Annotated in this window: 14 protein-coding genes; 6 read left to right on the top strand and 8 right to left on the bottom strand. The window is 66.4% G+C overall.

The window, feature by feature from the left end; genetic code table 11:
- Positions 1-116: 116 nt before the first annotated feature.
- Both K3M67_RS13635 and K3M67_RS13640 read left to right on the top strand, forming a co-directional pair.
- Positions 117-1,442: a cystathionine gamma-synthase family protein gene (locus K3M67_RS13635; protein ID WP_285831714.1), complete on the top strand. Its 1,326-nt coding sequence runs from the start codon at positions 117-119 to the stop codon at positions 1,440-1,442.
- Entirely contained in the window at positions 1,439-2,416 is a 978-nt protein-coding gene (locus K3M67_RS13640; RefSeq protein WP_285831715.1) for a 2-hydroxyacid dehydrogenase, read from the top strand. Before K3M67_RS13635 ends, K3M67_RS13640 begins: the two co-directional genes overlap by 4 nt.
- Here the strand turns inward: K3M67_RS13640 and K3M67_RS13645 are convergent.
- A complete protein-coding gene (locus tag K3M67_RS13645) occupies positions 2,413-3,090 on the bottom strand; it encodes an HAD family hydrolase (protein ID WP_269747284.1) in 678 nt (225 codons plus the stop codon). The two genes, K3M67_RS13640 and K3M67_RS13645, sit on opposite strands and share 4 nt — an antisense overlap.
- A 98-nt stretch (positions 3,091-3,188) precedes the next feature.
- Here K3M67_RS13645 and K3M67_RS13650 point away from each other — a divergent pair, with 98 nt between their 5' ends.
- The 4 genes from K3M67_RS13650 to K3M67_RS13665 are packed head-to-tail and all read left to right on the top strand — an operon-like array spanning position 3,189 to position 6,765.
- Entirely contained in the window at positions 3,189-4,298 is a 1,110-nt protein-coding gene (locus tag K3M67_RS13650; protein ID WP_066865618.1) for an ABC transporter permease, read from the top strand.
- Positions 4,298-5,170 carry an ABC transporter ATP-binding protein gene (locus K3M67_RS13655; protein ID WP_066865621.1) on the top strand — a complete coding sequence of 291 codons (873 nt, stop codon included), beginning with the start codon at positions 4,298-4,300 and terminating at the stop codon, positions 5,168-5,170. The genes K3M67_RS13650 and K3M67_RS13655 overlap by 1 nt, the downstream gene beginning before the upstream one ends.
- Before the next feature lie 3 nt (positions 5,171-5,173).
- Positions 5,174-6,136, top strand: coding sequence for an MlaD family protein (locus K3M67_RS13660; protein WP_066865624.1), 963 nt, complete (start codon positions 5,174-5,176; stop codon positions 6,134-6,136).
- 17 nt (positions 6,137-6,153) lie between these two features.
- Positions 6,154-6,765 carry an ABC-type transport auxiliary lipoprotein family protein gene (locus tag K3M67_RS13665; RefSeq protein ID WP_066865626.1) on the top strand — a complete coding sequence of 204 codons (612 nt, stop codon included), beginning with the start codon at positions 6,154-6,156 and terminating at the stop codon, positions 6,763-6,765.
- Between the two features lie 265 nt (positions 6,766-7,030).
- On the opposite strand, the gene pepN is transcribed toward K3M67_RS13665, so the two are convergent.
- The 7 genes from pepN to K3M67_RS13700 all read right to left on the bottom strand — a co-directional run bounded on the left by pepN (position 7,031) and on the right by K3M67_RS13700 (position 15,542).
- Positions 7,031-9,631 (bottom strand): aminopeptidase N, encoded by a 2,601-nt coding sequence (gene pepN, locus K3M67_RS13670; protein WP_285831716.1) that lies wholly within the window; start codon positions 9,629-9,631, stop codon positions 7,031-7,033.
- A gap of 99 nt (positions 9,632-9,730) precedes the next feature.
- Complete coding sequence (locus K3M67_RS13675; RefSeq protein ID WP_066865631.1) at positions 9,731-10,663, bottom strand: ParB/RepB/Spo0J family partition protein; 933 nt, start codon at positions 10,661-10,663, stop codon at positions 9,731-9,733.
- Complete coding sequence (locus tag K3M67_RS13680; RefSeq protein WP_066865634.1) at positions 10,660-11,442, bottom strand: ParA family protein; 783 nt, start codon at positions 11,440-11,442, stop codon at positions 10,660-10,662. The genes K3M67_RS13675 and K3M67_RS13680 overlap by 4 nt, the downstream gene beginning before the upstream one ends.
- Positions 11,439-12,083, bottom strand: a complete 645-nt coding sequence (rsmG, locus tag K3M67_RS13685; protein ID WP_066865637.1) for a 16S rRNA (guanine(527)-N(7))-methyltransferase RsmG — start codon at positions 12,081-12,083, stop codon at positions 11,439-11,441. Before rsmG ends, K3M67_RS13680 begins: the two co-directional genes overlap by 4 nt.
- Positions 12,080-13,930 (bottom strand): tRNA uridine-5-carboxymethylaminomethyl(34) synthesis enzyme MnmG, encoded by a 1,851-nt coding sequence (gene mnmG, locus K3M67_RS13690; protein ID WP_285831717.1) that lies wholly within the window; start codon positions 13,928-13,930, stop codon positions 12,080-12,082. The genes rsmG and mnmG overlap by 4 nt, the downstream gene beginning before the upstream one ends.
- 59 nt (positions 13,931-13,989) lie before the next feature.
- Entirely contained in the window at positions 13,990-15,282 is a 1,293-nt protein-coding gene (gene mnmE, locus K3M67_RS13695) for a tRNA uridine-5-carboxymethylaminomethyl(34) synthesis GTPase MnmE (protein ID WP_285831718.1), read from the bottom strand.
- 5 nt (positions 15,283-15,287) lie between these two features.
- On the bottom strand, positions 15,288-15,542 hold the full coding sequence (locus K3M67_RS13700; RefSeq protein ID WP_066865647.1) for a DUF6489 family protein: 255 nt from the start codon (positions 15,540-15,542) through the stop codon (positions 15,288-15,290).
- Positions 15,543-15,585: the final 43 nt, after the last annotated feature.

Here is a 15,585-nt window from a genome sequence, read left to right on the forward strand (position 1 = left end):
TCATATAGCCGGAAGAAATAATCTTGCTCATTCCTCTGGCTCCCTCCCCCGCTCCTGCGTTACAATCCGGCCCATGACAGCGGCGCTCGAGACGCCGCACCAAGCAGGAGAATGACATGACCGGCCCGACCGAAGCCGACCTCACCGGCGCGGACGCCCCGCGCAACCGTCGCCGTCCCAAGGCGCCCATCATGGAAATTGACGGCCGCAAGCTGAAGCCCGCCACCTTGATGATGGGCCATGGCTACGACCCGACCCTGTCGGAAGGATCGCTCAAGCCGCCCATCTTCCTCACATCCACCTTCGCCTTCGAAAGCGCGGCGGCGGGCAAGCGCCATTTCGAGGGCGTGACCGGCATCCGTCCCGGCGGGGCGGAAGGACTGGTCTATTCCCGTTTCAACGGTCCCAATCAGGAGATTTGCGAGGATCGGCTCTCGGTGTGGGAGGAGGCGGAGGACGCGCTGCTCTTTTCCAGCGGCATGTCGGCCATCGCCACCACCCTGCTCGCACTGGTCCAGCCGGGCGATGTCATCGTCCATTCTGCCCCCCTCTACGCCGCGACCGAATCGCTGATCGGCCGCATATTGGGTAAATTCGGGGTGCAATGGCTCGATTTCCCCGCCGGCGCGACCGAGGCGGAGATCGGCGCGGTGATCGAGAAAGCGAGGGGACTGGGCCGGGTCGCGCTTCTCTATCTGGAGAGCCCGGCCAATCCGACCAATGTTCTGGTCGATCTGGAAGCGGTAGTCGCGCGGCGCAACGCCCTCTTCTCCGGCGAGGCGCATGTCCCGCCGATCGCGATCGACAATACTTTCCTCGGCCCGCTGTGGCACAAGCCGATCGCCCATGGCGCCGACCTCGTCATCTACAGCCTGACCAAATATGCCGGCGGGCATAGCGATCTGGTCGCGGGCGGTGTGCTGGGGAGCAACGCGCTCATCAACAGCATCCGGCTGATGCGCAACACCATCGGCACCATCCTCGACCCGCACAGCGCCTGGATGCTGCTCCGCAGCCTCGAAACGCTGGAATTGCGGATGAGCCGGGCGGGCGAGAATGCGGCGAAGGTCTGCGCCTGGCTGAGGGCCCAGCCGCAGGTGGAGAAAATCGTCTATCTCGGCTTCCCGGAGACGGAGCGGCAGGCCGACATCTACCGCCGCCACTGCACCGGGGCGGGATCGACCTTCTCGCTCTATCTGAAGGGCGGCGAGGCGGAAGCCTTCGCCTTTCTCGACGCGCTCAAGATCGCCAAGCTGGCGGTCAGCCTGGGCGGCACCGAAACGCTGGCCAGCCATCCCGCCGCGATGACCCATCTATCGGTGCCGGCTGAGCGCAAGCAGGCGCTGGCGATCAGCGACAATATGGTCCGCATCTCGATCGGCTGCGAGGATGCCGACGATCTGATCGCCGATTTCGCCCAGGCGCTGCGGCAGGTCGGATGAGCGACGCGCATCCGGCCGTCCCGCCCGTCGTCCTGATCGCCCAGCCGCATCTCGCGCCGCTGCTGGGCGTATTGGCGGCGGACTATGACGTCATGCCGTTGTGGGAGCAGGGCGGGCGCGCCCGGCTTGGCGACGCGGCGGCGCTGGTGACGGCGGGGGAGTTCCCGCTCGACCCCGCGCTGATCGCGGCGATGCCGCGCCTCGGCCTCATCGCCTGCTTCACCGTGGGCTATGACGGGGTCGACCTGGATCTCGCCCGGTCGCGTGGCATCGCCGTCACCCATGCGGGCAATGCCAATGCGGAGGATGTCGCAGACCATGCGATCGGGCTGATGCTGGCGCATCGTCGCTGGATCGTCGAGGGCGACCGGCAACTGCGCGCCGGGCTGTGGACAGCGCAGGCCAAGACGATCACCCGCTCGATGGGCGGTGCCCGGCTGGGGATCGTGGGCATGGGCGCGATCGGCGTGGCAACGGCGGAGCGGGCGCAGGCGATGAAGATGCGTGTCGGCTGGTGGGGACCGCGGGACAAGCCCGCCCTCCCCTGGCCGCGCGCGACAAGCCTGATGGCGCTGGCGCAGGACAGCGACATATTGCTGATTGCCGCGCGCGCCGCGGACGACAATCGCGGCATGATTGCGGCCGCCATCCTCGACGCGCTTGGTCCCTCCGGGCTGCTGGTGAATGTCGCACGCGGGCAACTGGTCGACGAGGCCGCCCTGATCGACGCGCTCAGGGACGGACGGCTTGGCGGCGCGGCGCTCGACGTGTTCGATCCCGAACCGACCGACCCCGCGCGCTGGGCCGACGTCCCCAATGTCGTGCTGACGCCCCATACCGGCGGCGCGACCCAGGAAGCGGTCGGGCGCATGGTGCAGATGCTGCAAGCCAATCTCGCCGCTCATTTCGCGGGCGAACCCCTGCCCGCCCCGGTCCGTGATCCTGGGCGGTCAGCGGGCCACTCTCTGCCCTAGTTCCAGTCCACCCGCGTCCAGCCCCGCTCCGCCGCCAGCTTCGCCAGCGGCTTGTGCGGGTTGGAGGCGAAGGGAATGTCGGCGAATTCCAGCATCGGCGCGTCCGACACATGGTCGGAATAGGCGCGGATCTGGGCCTGGCTGCGGTCGATCGCCTCGGCCGCCATCCAGGCCTTGATCATCCGCAGCTTGCCCGTGTCGTAACAATTCTCGCCCGCGATCCTGGCGCGGACATAGCGCAGATCCTGGCTCAGATGATCGGTCGCGATCACCGCGTCGAAACCCAGCCGCCGCGCGATCGGCTCGACATAGAGGCGGTAGGAGGCGGTCGCCAGCACAAGCCGATAGCCGTCCGCCCGGTCCTTCGCGATCTGCGCTACCGCGCCCTGCCGCAAATTGGTCGCCACCACCTTGTCGGCATAGCTTTCGATATGCGGCATCAGCTTCGCCCGTTCGACATGATGGCCGATCATCAGTGCCTGGTTCAGTTCCTTCAACCGCTGGCGCGTAATCAGCTTCACCACATAGGCCAGCATCAGCAGAATGACGCAGGGGAACAGCAACAGCCGCCACGGAGCCATCCGCCGCGCCACATGCAGAAGGAAACCCGTATAGGTGCCACTGAAGGTCACCGTGCGGTCCATGTCGTAGATCGCCAGCCTGTGCGTCGTCATGCCGTTTCCGAAACTTTTGCCCCAGCTCTTCGTTCTGGCTTGCGGATGGGCCGTTTCGGCTTGCCGTGCAACCGATAATGGACCACTAAACCGCCTTGATGAACAAAGCCGCCGACCTTGCAGAAGAAAAGCGCGATGGCGGCACGGTAATACGGCTTTCGGGAAACCTGGCCATAGCGTGCCTCCACGACCTGCCCGATCGGCTCGACGGCCTTCAGGGTCCGGTCAGCGCCATCGACCTGTCCGGGGTCGACCATATCGACACGATCGGCGCCTGGACGGTGCTTCGCACGGCCAAGCGGCTGGGCGCGGAAGTCACTGGCGCGCATGACGACGCCCGGCGCCTGATCGATACCGTAGGCCAGCTGGACGAGCCGGTGCCGATCCGGCCGGAGCATGTTCATGCGCTGCGCCGCGTCGTCGGCCAGATCGGCGAAGCGGTCGCCAATTCCGGCGCAACGCTGCTCGGCCTGCTCGGCTTCTTCGGCGCGACGCTGGTGGCAAGCTGGAGCCTGATCCGCCATCCCCGCCGTTTCCGGTGGAACGCCGTCATCCAGCGGTTCGAAGTGGTGGGCGTTTCCGCGCTCGGCATCATCGGCCTGATGAGCTTCCTGATCGGCATCGTCATCGCCCAGCAGGGATCGGTGCAGCTGCGCCAGTTCGGCATGGAGATGCTGACCATCAACCTGGTCGGCCGCCTCACCTTCCGCGAACTGGGCGTGCTCATGACCGCGATCATGGTCGCGGGTCGCTCGGGTTCCGCCTTCGCCGCGCAACTGGGCACGATGAAGCTGACCGAGGAAATCGACGCGATGCGTACTATCGGCGTATCGCCGATGGAAGCGCTGGTGCTCCCGCGCACGCTCGCCGTCGTCGTCATGATGCCGCTGCTCGGCTTCTACAGCTCGATCGTCGCGATCATCGGTGGCGGCTTCCTGTGCGCCGTGGCGCTGGAGATTCCCCCCATCACCTTCGTCCAGCGGCTGCGCGAAGTGGTGCCGATCACCGACCTGTGGGTCGGCCTCATCAAGGCGCCGGTGTTCGGCATCATCATCGCCCTGTCGGGCTGCTTCCAGGGTATGCAGGTCAAGGCGAACGCCGAAGAGGTCGGTATGCGTACCACCGCGGCGGTCGTGCAGGCCATCTTCCTCGTCATCGTCATCGACGCCTTCTTCGCGGTCTTCTTCACCTGGGTGGGCTGGAACTGATGAGCGAGGAGGAAATCCAGCAGGCCGAGGAGCGCCGCATCGAGCAAGCGGTGGAAACCGCCGACATCGCCATCAAGGTGCGCGGCCTGCGAAACAGTTTCGGCGATCAGGTCGTGCACGAACATCTCGACCTGGACGTGCGCAAGGGCGAGATATTGGGCGTGGTCGGCGGATCGGGCACGGGCAAGTCCGTCCTGATGCGTTCGATCATCGGCCTCCAGACACCGGACGAGGGCGAGGTCTGCGTCTTCGGCGAATCGATGATCGGGCGGCTGGACGACGAGGCGCTGGCGATCCGCAAGCGCTGGGGCGTGCTGTTCCAGGGCGGCGCGCTCTTTTCCACGCTGACCGTTGCCGAAAATGTCGAGGTGCCGATCCGCGAATATTATCCCAATATCGGGCCGCAACTGCGCGACGAGATCGCCGCCTACAAGATCCGCCTCACCGGCCTGCCGACCGAGGCTGGCCCCAAATATCCGTCCGAACTGTCGGGCGGCATGAAGAAGCGCGCGGGTCTTGCCCGCGCTCTGGCGCTGGACCCGGACCTTCTGTTCCTGGACGAACCGACGGCCGGCCTCGACCCGATCGGCGCGGCCGCCTTCGACGATCAGACCCGCAAGCTGCAACAGACGCTGGGCCTCACCGTGTTCCTCATCACCCACGACCTCGATACGCTCTATTCCATCTGCGACCGGGTGGCGGTGCTGGCGGACAGGAAGGTGATCGCGGTCGGCACGATCGAGGAACTGCTGGCCACCGATCATGCGTGGATACAGGAATATTTCAACGGCCCGCGCGGCCGCGCCGCGACGGCGGCGGTCGAACGCGAAAAGAACAGGGCGGCCGCCGCGTCGCCGGACGGAAGGCGATAGGATATGGAAACCCGCTCCAATCATGTGCTGGTCGGCACGGTCACGCTGCTGCTGCTGGCCGCGGTCATGATCGCCGCCTTCTGGTTCTCGCGCCTGTCGCAGGGCGACAACATGGAATATGACATCTTCTTCAAACAGTCGGTCAACGGCCTGGCGAAGGGTTCGAGCGTCAACTATGCGGGCGTGCCGTCCGGCCAGGTCGAGAAGATCGAGCTGTGGAAGCGCGATCCGAGCTTCGTGAAGGTGCGTATTTCCGTCAAGGAGGGCACGCCGGTGCTCCAGGGGACGACCGCCACCATTGCCGGCGTCGGCTTCACCGGCGTCAGCGAGATCGTGCTGGATGGCGCGGTCAAGGGCGCGCCACCGATCATCTGCCCGGCGGAAAACACCATGGCCGTCTGCCCCGATGGCGTGCCGGTGATCCCGACCAAGCCCGGCGCGCTGGGCGAACTGCTCAACAACGCCCCCCAGCTGCTGGAACGGCTGTCGACGCTCACGGAACGGCTGACCGAACTGCTCAACGACAAGAACCAGCAGTCGATCGCCGGCATCCTCGCCAATGTCGAGCGGGTGTCCGGCGCGCTGGCCGACCGCAGCCCCGAAATCGCCGCCACCCTCGCCGAAGCGCGGATCGCGGTGCAGCGGACCGGCGTGGCGGTCGAGCAGATCGGCAAGCTCGCCGCCACCACCGATGCGCTGCTCAACGACGAGGGCAAGCCGCTGATGGCCGATCTGCGCAAGACCGTGCAGTCGGCGACGCGCAGCATCGACACGCTCGACAAGACGATCGGCGAGGCGCAGCCGGGCGTAAAGGCGTTCAGCAACCAGACCATGCCCGAAGTGAACCAGTTGGTGCGCGACCTGCGCGAAATGTCGCGCGCCTTCCGCGGGGTCGCCGAAAAGCTGGACCAGCAGGGCGCCGGGTCGCTGGTCGGATCGCCCAAGCTGCCGGACTACAAGAATTGATGAGAAGGATGCGGACCATGTTCCATGTGAAACAACAGGGCGCGCTGGCCGCCCTCGCCGCCGCCGTCCTGCTGTCGGGCTGCGTTTCCTTCGGCGCCAAGCCGCCGGCGCAATTGCTGACGCTCGACGCGGCCCAAAAGGTGCCGGCGGGGGCCGCGCGGGTGGCGGGCAGCGGACGGACGCTGATAGTCGCCGATCCCGAGGCGCCCAAGATGCTGGATACGATCCGCGTCCCGGTACAGATGACGCCGACTTCGGTCGCCTATGTGACCAAGGTCCAGTGGGCCGATACGCCACGTCACCTGTTCCGCCGGCTTATGGCCGAAACCATATCCGCGACGACCGACCGGGTGGTGCTCGATTCGGGCCAGTTCTCCGGCGACGGCGGTCAGCGCCTGTCGGGCGAACTTGTCGCCTTCACCATCGATCAGGCCAGCCATAACGCGATCGTCACCTATGATGCGGTGCTGACCACGCCGGCGGGCGTCGCGCTGGCCCGCCAGCGCTTCACCGCCAGCGCGCCGGTCAGCGGCAAGATCGAAGCGACCACCGTCGGCGCCCCGCTCAATACCGCCGCCAACAAGGTCGCGACCGATGTCGCCGCTTGGGTCGCAGCGGTGAAGGAATAGGCCGGAGGGCTCTCCCGGCTGGCGCTGCCGGTCCTGAGACGACCAGAGGCGGGCAGTCAAGCGCGGCCCGGCGCCGCTCGGAAGCGGTCATCCCATATTACCGTCACCCCAACGACCCGAAGGGCGGCCGCAGGCCAAAGCGGGAATCCATCTCCTGACCTTGCGTCCAGCACGGCGCTGAGAAGACGGTTCCCCGCCCCCGCGGGGATGCCGATGTAGAGCGGCCGTTACGCAACCCACCCCGTTCGAACACCAACAAACTCGCTCACTCCAGGCTCTTGCTCGCCTGCTCCATCACATCCTTGGACAGGCCCGGTTCCGCCAGGATGCGCTGCAATTCCGCGCGCATCAGGCCAGCGCGCCCCTCGTCGAACCGCTTCCAGCGGCCCAGCGGCGGCACCAGCCGTGCCGCCGTCTGCGGGTTCAGCTTGTCGAGCGCGATGATGCAGTCGGCGACCAGCCGGTATCCCTTGCCCGACCTATGGTGGAACGCCCACTGGTTGCCCGCGAAGGCGCCATAGAGCGATCGCACGCGATTGGGATTGGCGAGCGTGAAGTCCTTGTGCCGGCTCAACTCCTCGACCTGGTCGACCGTATCGAGATGAAGGGCGAAGGCCTGGGTCTGGAACCATTTGTCCAGCGTCAGCGCGTCACCCGAATAGCGGTTGTAGAAGATGTCGAGCGCCGCCACCCGCTCGGCGCTGGCGCCGTTGGCGAGCGTACCGAGCGCCGCCTGACGCTCGGTCATATTATCGGCATCGCTGAACTGGGCGAAGGCAATGGCCGGGCCATCCCCCGTCCCCGACGCGACCAGATAATGGAGCGCAGCGTTGCGCAGCTTGCGCGCGCCCTTGGCCGACGACGACAGCGAGAAGGCGTTGGCCCGGGTCTTGGCATGGACATCGCGCCAGAACGGTTCCAGCTCCGCGCCGATCTTGTGTTGCAGCGCGTCGCGCGCCGCGTGGATCGCGTCGGGATCGACCTGCCGCATCTGGTCGCCCAGATAGGCTTCGCTCGGCAGGCGGATAACTTCGGCCACGAACGCCGGGTCCAATGCCACGTCGGTCAATATGTTGCGGATCGCGGCGATCACGGCGGCATCGTCCACATCCTGCCCCGCGATGCGGCCCACCAGCACATTGACCATCAGCTGCTGCATCGCTTCATAACGGGCGAAGGGGTCATCATCATGCGCCGACAGGAAGGCCAGATCGTCCTGGCTGCGGTTGGTTTCGACGATCACCGGTGCCGAAAAACCGCGATTGATCGACAGGACCGGCGCGCCGGCAAAGCCAGTGAAGGTGAAGCTCTGCCGCGCCTCCGTCAGCATCAGCAACGCATCGCCATGATGCTGCCCCATCGCCGGGTCGAACAGCGCGGTACGCAGCGGGATCGCCATTGGCCGCTTGTCGGGCTGGCCCGGCGTGGCAGGCACGGTCTGCTCCAGCGTCAGCTCGACGCTCTGCGCCACCGGATCATGTGACAGAAGCGCGCGCACGTGCGGCGTGCCCGCCTGTTCATACCAGAGGCGGAACTGGCCGAGGTCGATCTCGCCGCCCTCCTCCATCGCACGCACGAAATCCTCGCACGTCGCCGCTTCGCCGTCATGCCGGTCGAAATAGAGGTCCGTGCCCGCGCGGAACCGTTCCGGGCCGAGCATCAGCGCCATCATGCGGATCACTTCCGCACCCTTGTTGTAGATGGTCGCCGTGTAGAAGTTGCTGATTTCCATATAGGATTCAGGGCGAACCGGATGCGCCAGCGGCCCTGAATCCTCCTGGAACTGGGCGGCCCGCAGGATACGGACATCCTCGATCCGCTTGACCGCATGGCTGCCCATGTCGGCGGAAAAATTCTGGTCGCGAAAGACGGTGAAGCCTTCCTTCAGGCTCAGCTGGAACCAGTCGCGGCAGGTGACGCGATTGCCCGACCAGTTGTGAAAATATTCATGCGCCACCACACCCTCGACCCCGTCATAATCGATGTCGGTCGCGGTCTCCGGATCGGCCAGAATATAGCGGGAATTGAATATGTTGAGGCCTTTGTTCTCCATCGCGCCGAAATTGAAGTCGGCCACCGCCACGATGTTGAACACATCCAGGTCATATTCGCGGCCATAGACGCGTTCGTCCCAGGCCATGCTGTTCTTGAGCGCCTGCATGGCGTGAGCCGTGCGCGGCAGGTCGGCCTCCTTGACCCAGATGCCGAGGCGCACTTCCCGTCCGCTCATCGTCACGAAGCGGTCGGCATTGCACGCGAGGTCGCCCGCCACCAGAGCGAACAGGTAGCAGGGCTTGGGGAAGGGGTCGTTCCAGAGCGCCCAATGGCGGCCACCGTCCAGTTCGCCCTGGTCGATCGGGTCGCCATTGGCGAGCAGCACGGGAAAGCGCGTCTTGTCGGCCGCCATGCGAACGCTGTAGCGCGAGAGGACGTCAGGGCGATCGGGAAAGAAGGTTATCCGACGGAATCCCTCGGCCTCGCACTGGGTGCAGAGCAGCCCACCGCTGGCGTAAAGGCCCATCAGCTTGCTGTTGCTCTCCGGCGCCAGCTCAACCAGCGTCTCGATGCTGTGTGTTGCGCCGGTCAGCGCGATGATGAGCGCGCCGGCTTCCAGATGCCATTCCTCGTCGCCGAGCAAGCGGCCGTCGATCTTCACTTCCAGCGGCACCAACCCGTCCCCATCCAGCCGCAGCGGGCGGGCATGATCGCCATTGCGCGTGACGGAGAGCGTCGCGCGCACGCGCGTCAGCGCGGGATCGAGGTCGAAATCGAGCGCGATGTCGGGCACCAGCCAGTCGGGCGCGCTATAGTCGGCGCGGCGGATGACGGCGGGAGCGGCGGCGTTGGTGGAGAGCATATCGGCCATGCCCTCACAGTAGGGAGCAGGCCGCCAAAAGACCAGTAGGGTTCGACCGGGAAGGCACGGAAGATCGCGCCCGTCAGCATCCCCACAGGCGTTTGAACGTCAAATCCGCTCGCCGGACAGGCGCTGGCACAGCATGTCGAGCTGATCGAGATTGGAATAGCGCAGCGCCAGCGTCCCTCCGGTCGAGGCACCGTCATGGCCAATGTCGACCTTCAGCCCCAATATGTCCGCCAGATGCCGTTCCAGCGCCGCGATGTCAGGATCCTTGTCTCCGACCGCGCCCGCGCTGCGACGCGCTGCCGGTGCGTCAGCGCCGGTCTTGACCCGCCGCACCAGCTGCTCGGTGTCTCGGACGGAAAGGCCCTTTTCCTCGACCTGTTGCGCCAGCCTTTCGCAATCAGGCGCCCCGATCAGCGCGCGGGCATGGCCCATGCTGATCCGATTGTACATCAGCTGCTGCTGCACTGGCTCGGGCAGGTCGAGCAGGCGCATCAGATTGGCGACATGGCTGCGCGACTTGCCGACAATCCGGCCAAGCGCCTCCTGGCTGTGATGAAATTCGGCGATCAGCTTGCGATAGGCTTCAGCCTCTTCGATCGGATTGAGGTCTTCGCGCTGGATATTCTCGATCAGCGCGATTTCCAGCGTTTCCTGCTCGTCGAAATCGCGGACGATGGCGGGGATGCGATGAAGCTGGGCGCGCTGCGCCGCGCGCCAGCGCCGCTCGCCCGCGATGATCTGGAATCCGCCGCCATGGGGGCGCACGATGATCGGCTGGATCACCCCCCGCTTGGCGATGCTGTCGGCCAGCTCCTGCAATGCGCCATCATCGAAATGCCGCCGCGGCTGCTCCGGGTGGGGATGGATAAGCGCGACTTCGATGCTCTGCACGGCCTTGCCATTGGCTTGCGGCACGGCGGCAGGCGCGATCGGCTCTTCGCGGGAGACATCGCCCAACAGGGCGGACAGACCTCGACCCAGACCCTGGGGACGCTTGGCGATCTTCGGCTTGTCGGTCGTTTCGTCGCTCAAGCGGCAACCTCCTGTCGGGGCAGGCGCGCGATAAGCTCGCGCGCGAGACGCATATAGGCTTCCGATCCGGAACAGCGGAAGTCATAGATGAGGGCGGGCACGCCATGGCTCGGCGCTTCGGACAGGCGCACATTGCGCGGGATCACGGTCGTGAAGACCAGATCGCCCAGACAGGCGCGGACATCGTCGGCCACCTGGTCGGTCAACCGATTGCGCCGGTCGTACATGGTGAGCGCCACGCCCATGATCGACAGGCCAGGATTGAAGCGGCCGCGAATCCGCTCGACCGTCTGGAGCAGTTGCGACAGACCCTCCAGCGCGAAAAATTCGCACTGCAACGGGACCAGCAGATATTGGGCGGCAACCATGGCATTGATCGTCAGCAGGCCGAGCGAAGGCGGACAGTCGATCAGGCAGATGTCCCAGCGGCCCGGCTGTGCTTCGGACAGGACACGCTCCAGCCGATGGGTCCGCTCCTCATAGTCGATCAGCTCGATTTCGGCCCCCGACAGATCCTGCGTCGCCGGCACAAGATCGAGCTTGGGCACGCGCGTGGTGACGATCGTGTCATCCAGCGCGCAATTGCCGACCAGCAGGTCATAGCTGGACTGGGCGCGTTCCGCCTGCCCCACCCCCAGCCCCGTCGACGCATTGCCCTGCGGGTCGAGATCGACCAGCAGCACGCGCAGTCCGGTGGCCGCCAGGCCCGTGGCCAGATTGATCGCGGTCGTGGTCTTGCCCACCCCACCTTTCTGGTTGGCGATGGCGATGCGGATCATGAACGACCTTTCTTCTTGCCGGCGGGCGCGACGCCTCGCGCGACGATGATGGCGCTGTCGTCATCGGTCACGCTGGGTTCCACGTGGAACATACCTTGCCATGCCGGACGCGCCGCCTCCAGTTCATTTTGTGCATTTCGTCCCTTCGGCAGCACCCACAGCGTGTTTTTATCGGACAGGTGCAGCGCGGATGCGAGCAATTTGGGCAGCGGCGCATAAGCGCGCGCGCTGATGATCGCGGCCTGCGTGGCGGGCACCGTCTCGACCCGGCCACCAAAGACGCGCGCATGGGACAGGCCCAAATCAGCCGCGACATCGTTCAGGAAATCGATACGCTTGCGTCGGGATTCGACCATCATAAGGGGCCGTTCGGACAGGCAGGCAACGACGACGCCCGGCAGCCCTGCGCCCGACCCCAGGTCGAGCCAGGCCCCCTCCCCCGCCCGATCGGCATGGACCAGCAGTTGCGCAGAATCGACGATATGGCGCGCCCACACATGCGGCCGGGTCGATTCGGCGATCAAATTCTGTTCGTCCATGGCCGACAGGAGGATGGCGACATAGCGCTCAAGCCTGACCCATGTTTCACGTGAAACATCGAATTGCGCCTGAAGCCAGGCGCGCGCTTCCTCTTCGCTCACGCCGCCTCCCGCCGCGCGTGGACGAGGATCGCCGCCAGCGCTGCTGGGGTAATGCCCCGTATCCGCCCTGCGGCAGCCAGCGTCTCCGGCCGCGCCGCGTCGAGCCGCTCGATCATCTCGGTGGACAGGCCACCGATCGAACGAAAATCGAAGTCGGCGGGGATATGCACCCGCTCGTTGCGGCGCAGTTCCGCCACCTCGGCTTCCTGGCGCTGGAGGTAGGGCGCATAATGCGCGTCCTCCAATATCTCGGCCCGCAGATCGTCCGGCGCGACGCTTAGCGTCGGCGCCAGTTCCAGCAGCAGCGCCCTGTCGACCTCCGGGAAACGCGCCCAGTCGAACAGGCTGCGTCGCGCGCCGTCCTGACGCACCGCCGCGCCCGCCCGCGCCATGTCGCTCGCAGTCAAAAGCCGGCCGAGTTCCGCTTCGATCCTCGTGCGCAACGCCGCCCGCTCGGACAGTCGCCCCGCGCGAGTCGCGCCGATCACGCCATGGGCGAGGCCGATCGGACCCAGCCGTGTCTCCGCATTGTCGGCGCGCAACCGCAAGCGATATTCGGCGCGGGCGGTGAGCATCCGATAAGGTTCGGTCACGCCCTGCAAGACCAGATCATCGATCATCACGCCGATATAGCTTGTAGCGCGATCCAGTATCATCGGCGCCTCGCCACGCGCCCGCGCCGCCGCGTTGACCCCGGCGACGAGGCCCTGGGCGGCCGCCTCTTCATAGCCGGTGGTGCCGTTGATCTGCCCGGCGCAGAACAGGCCCCGCACGTTGCGAACTTCAAGGCTTGCGTCCAGCGCGCGCGGATCGACATGATCATATTCGACCGCATAGCCCGGCACGACGATCTCGACCCGCTCCAGACCGGGCATCGAACGGACCATCGCGACCTGCACATCGGTTGGCAGCGAAGTGCTGATGCCATTGGGATAGACCAGATGGTCGTCCAACCCCTCCGGTTCGAGGAAAACCTGATGCCCGTCGCGGTCGCCGAAGCGCAGCACCTTATCCTCGATGGAGGGACAATAGCGCGGCCCTCTGCCCTCGATCGCCCCGCTGAACAGTGGCGAGCGGCCAAGGCCGTCGCGGATGATCTGATGGGTCCGATCATTGGTCCGGGTAATGGCGCAAGCCAACTGCGGCAACGGTCGCCCTGCCGTCAGGGAAGACATGGTCCAGCCCTCGTCGTCCGATGGCTGGGTCTCGAGCCTCGCCCAGTCGATAGTGCGTCCATCGAGGCGTGGCGGCGTCCCCGTCTTGAGCCGGGCGACCGGCAGACCCAGGGCGCGCAGCTGAAGGCCAAGCGCGGTCGCGGCGCGCTCGCCGATCCGCCCCCCGGCTTCCCGCTCGTCGCCCCGGAACAGCTTGCCCCCCAGGAATGTCCCCGTCGCCAGCACGATCGCGGAGGCCGCCAGCGTCCGGCCGTCCTCCAGCGCGACACCAGCCACGGCATCCCCGTCCAGCATCAACGCGGCGGCTTCGCCTTCGACGATGTCGACTCCCGGCTGCGCCGCCAGCAATGCGTGGATGGCCGCGCGATACAGCTTGCGGTCCGCCTGCACGCGCGGTCCCTGCACCGCCGCGCCCTTGCTGCTGTTGAGCATCCGATAATGGATCGCCGCCGAATCGGCCGCACGGCCGATGAGCCCATCGAGCGCATCGACCTCACGGACCAGATGCCCTTTGCCCAGCCCGCCAATAGCCGGGTTGCAGGACATGGCGCCCACCGTCTGGCGATCGAAGGTGAGCAGCGCCACCGACGCTCCCTTGCGCGCCGCAGCGGCAGCCGCCTCGCAGCCGGCATGGCCGCCACCGACCACTATAACATCATAGCTTGTTCGCATGACGCGCCCATATCAGATTGGGCCGGGGCAGGTCAAAAGCGTTCCACGTGGAACATTATTCATTTGCCGATGCAGAAGCCCGAGAAGAGGCGGTCGAGCATATCCTCAGTCCCGGCCTGCCCGGTAAGCGCATCGATGGCCGCCCTGGCGAGTCGCAGTTCCTCGGCCGCAACGAGCAGATCGGCCGTGCTTCCGGCCGCGAGGAGATGATCGCGCACCTGTCCAACTCGCTGTCGCTGTCGCGCGTGCAGGGCATAGTCGCCCTCCCCCGGCAGCAATGCGGCTGCGCGAGACAGCAGCAGCGCGATCAGGACATCCATCCCTTCGCCGGTCCGCGCGGACAGGCGAAGCCCAGGGCGATCGGCGTCGGCGCGATCGCATTGCGCGGCCACCAGGATAGCATCGTCACGCGGGAGTGCGTCCGCGTCGCCCAGCCACAGGATGATGTCCGCAGCCGCCAGTGCGGCGCGCGCGCGATCGATCCCGATCGCCTCGATCGCGTCGCCCGTCTCGCCGCGCAGCCCCGCCGTGTCGGTGAAGAGGAAGGCCGTGCCACCGATCGCCGCGGGCGCTTCGATCCGGTCGCGCGTCGTCCCGGCAATGTCCGACACGATTGCCGCATCCCGTCCGACCAGAGCGTTGAGCAGGGTCGACTTGCCTGCATTGGGCGGCCCCGCCAGCACCACGCGCACGCCGTCCCGCAGCCGATCTGCGGAGGGCGCTGCCAGAATGGCATCCACGTCCTGCGCCAGCGTGGCGATGCCCGCCCCGATCCGCGCCTCGATCGCAGCGTCAGGCACATCATCCTCGTCGGAAAAGTCGAGGGCCGCCTCGGCCATGGCCGACAGGTCGAGCAGGGTCCCGCGCCATCCTTCGATCCGGCGGGAAAAATGCCCCTCCGCCATCAACAGCGCGGCGCGGCGCTGGCTCTGGGTCTCTGCGGCCAGCAGGTCGGCCAGCCCCTCGACAGCGGTCAGGTCCATGCGGCCATGGGCGAAGGCCCGGCGCGTATATTCGCCTGCTTCGGCGCGGCGCAGGCCCGGCATCGCGCCCAGCGCATCCTCGACCGCCGCCACCACCGCACGGCCGCCATGGCAATGCAGCTCGGCCATATCCTCGCCCGTGACCGTGTGCGGACCAGGCAACCAGAGCAGCAGCGCGCGATCGAGCGGGCCATCGTCGCGCGGGTCTTTCAGCAAGGCGAGGCTCACTGTACGCGGCGGCGGCACGCGACGGGCCAGCGCCTCCAGCGCCGCGCGCGCCTGCGGGCCGCTCACGCGGATCACCGCGATCCCCGCCGGCGGCGCACCGCTCGACAGGGCAAAAATCGTGTCGTCCTCGCCGGAAAGCACGGACCTTATTTCTTCTCGTCCTTGCTCCCGGACATGCCCGCCAGCCCGACATTCATCATCTGCTGGAACAGGCGCATCCCGGCGTCGCCCAGCGGCGAGAAGCTTTTGAACAGCGTTTCCATCTGCTCGACGCTGCCGACGCCATCGAAACTGTCGAGCATCGTCTTGATATATTTGTCATGGATCGGCGTGACATCGGGCAGGCCCAGAAAGGCCCGGGCCTCGGACGGCGTGCAGTCCACATCGACGGTTACCTTCATGTCCCTGCCCTTCCCTGTTGACCGGCGGATCGCGTTGCGCCGT

This window comes from Sphingobium sp. V4, assembly GCF_029590555.1.
In the GTDB taxonomy this organism is placed as follows: domain Bacteria; phylum Pseudomonadota; class Alphaproteobacteria; order Sphingomonadales; family Sphingomonadaceae; genus Sphingobium.

What these genes read in the sequence shown, in the direction of transcription:
- pepN (WP_285831716.1), bottom strand. Translation starts at nt 9,631, where the DNA reads ATGGCCGATATGCTCTCCACCAACGCCGCCGCTCCCGCCGTCATCCGC.
- K3M67_RS13635 (WP_285831714.1), top strand. Translation starts at nt 117, where the DNA reads ATGACCGGCCCGACCGAAGCCGACCTCACCGGCGCGGACGCCCCGCGC.
- K3M67_RS13700 (WP_066865647.1), bottom strand. Translation starts at nt 15,542, where the DNA reads ATGAAGGTAACCGTCGATGTGGACTGCACGCCGTCCGAGGCCCGGGCC.
- K3M67_RS13645 (WP_269747284.1), bottom strand. Translation starts at nt 3,090, where the DNA reads ATGACGACGCACAGGCTGGCGATCTACGACATGGACCGCACGGTGACC.
- mnmG (WP_285831717.1), bottom strand. Translation starts at nt 13,930, where the DNA reads ATGCGAACAAGCTATGATGTTATAGTGGTCGGTGGCGGCCATGCCGGC.
- K3M67_RS13680 (WP_066865634.1), bottom strand. Translation starts at nt 11,442, where the DNA reads ATGATCCGCATCGCCATCGCCAACCAGAAAGGTGGGGTGGGCAAGACC.
- K3M67_RS13665 (WP_066865626.1), top strand. Translation starts at nt 6,154, where the DNA reads ATGTTCCATGTGAAACAACAGGGCGCGCTGGCCGCCCTCGCCGCCGCC.
- K3M67_RS13655 (WP_066865621.1), top strand. Translation starts at nt 4,298, where the DNA reads ATGAGCGAGGAGGAAATCCAGCAGGCCGAGGAGCGCCGCATCGAGCAA.
- K3M67_RS13660 (WP_066865624.1), top strand. Translation starts at nt 5,174, where the DNA reads ATGGAAACCCGCTCCAATCATGTGCTGGTCGGCACGGTCACGCTGCTG.
- K3M67_RS13640 (WP_285831715.1), top strand. Translation starts at nt 1,439, where the DNA reads ATGAGCGACGCGCATCCGGCCGTCCCGCCCGTCGTCCTGATCGCCCAG.
- K3M67_RS13650 (WP_066865618.1), top strand. Translation starts at nt 3,189, where the DNA reads ATGAACAAAGCCGCCGACCTTGCAGAAGAAAAGCGCGATGGCGGCACG.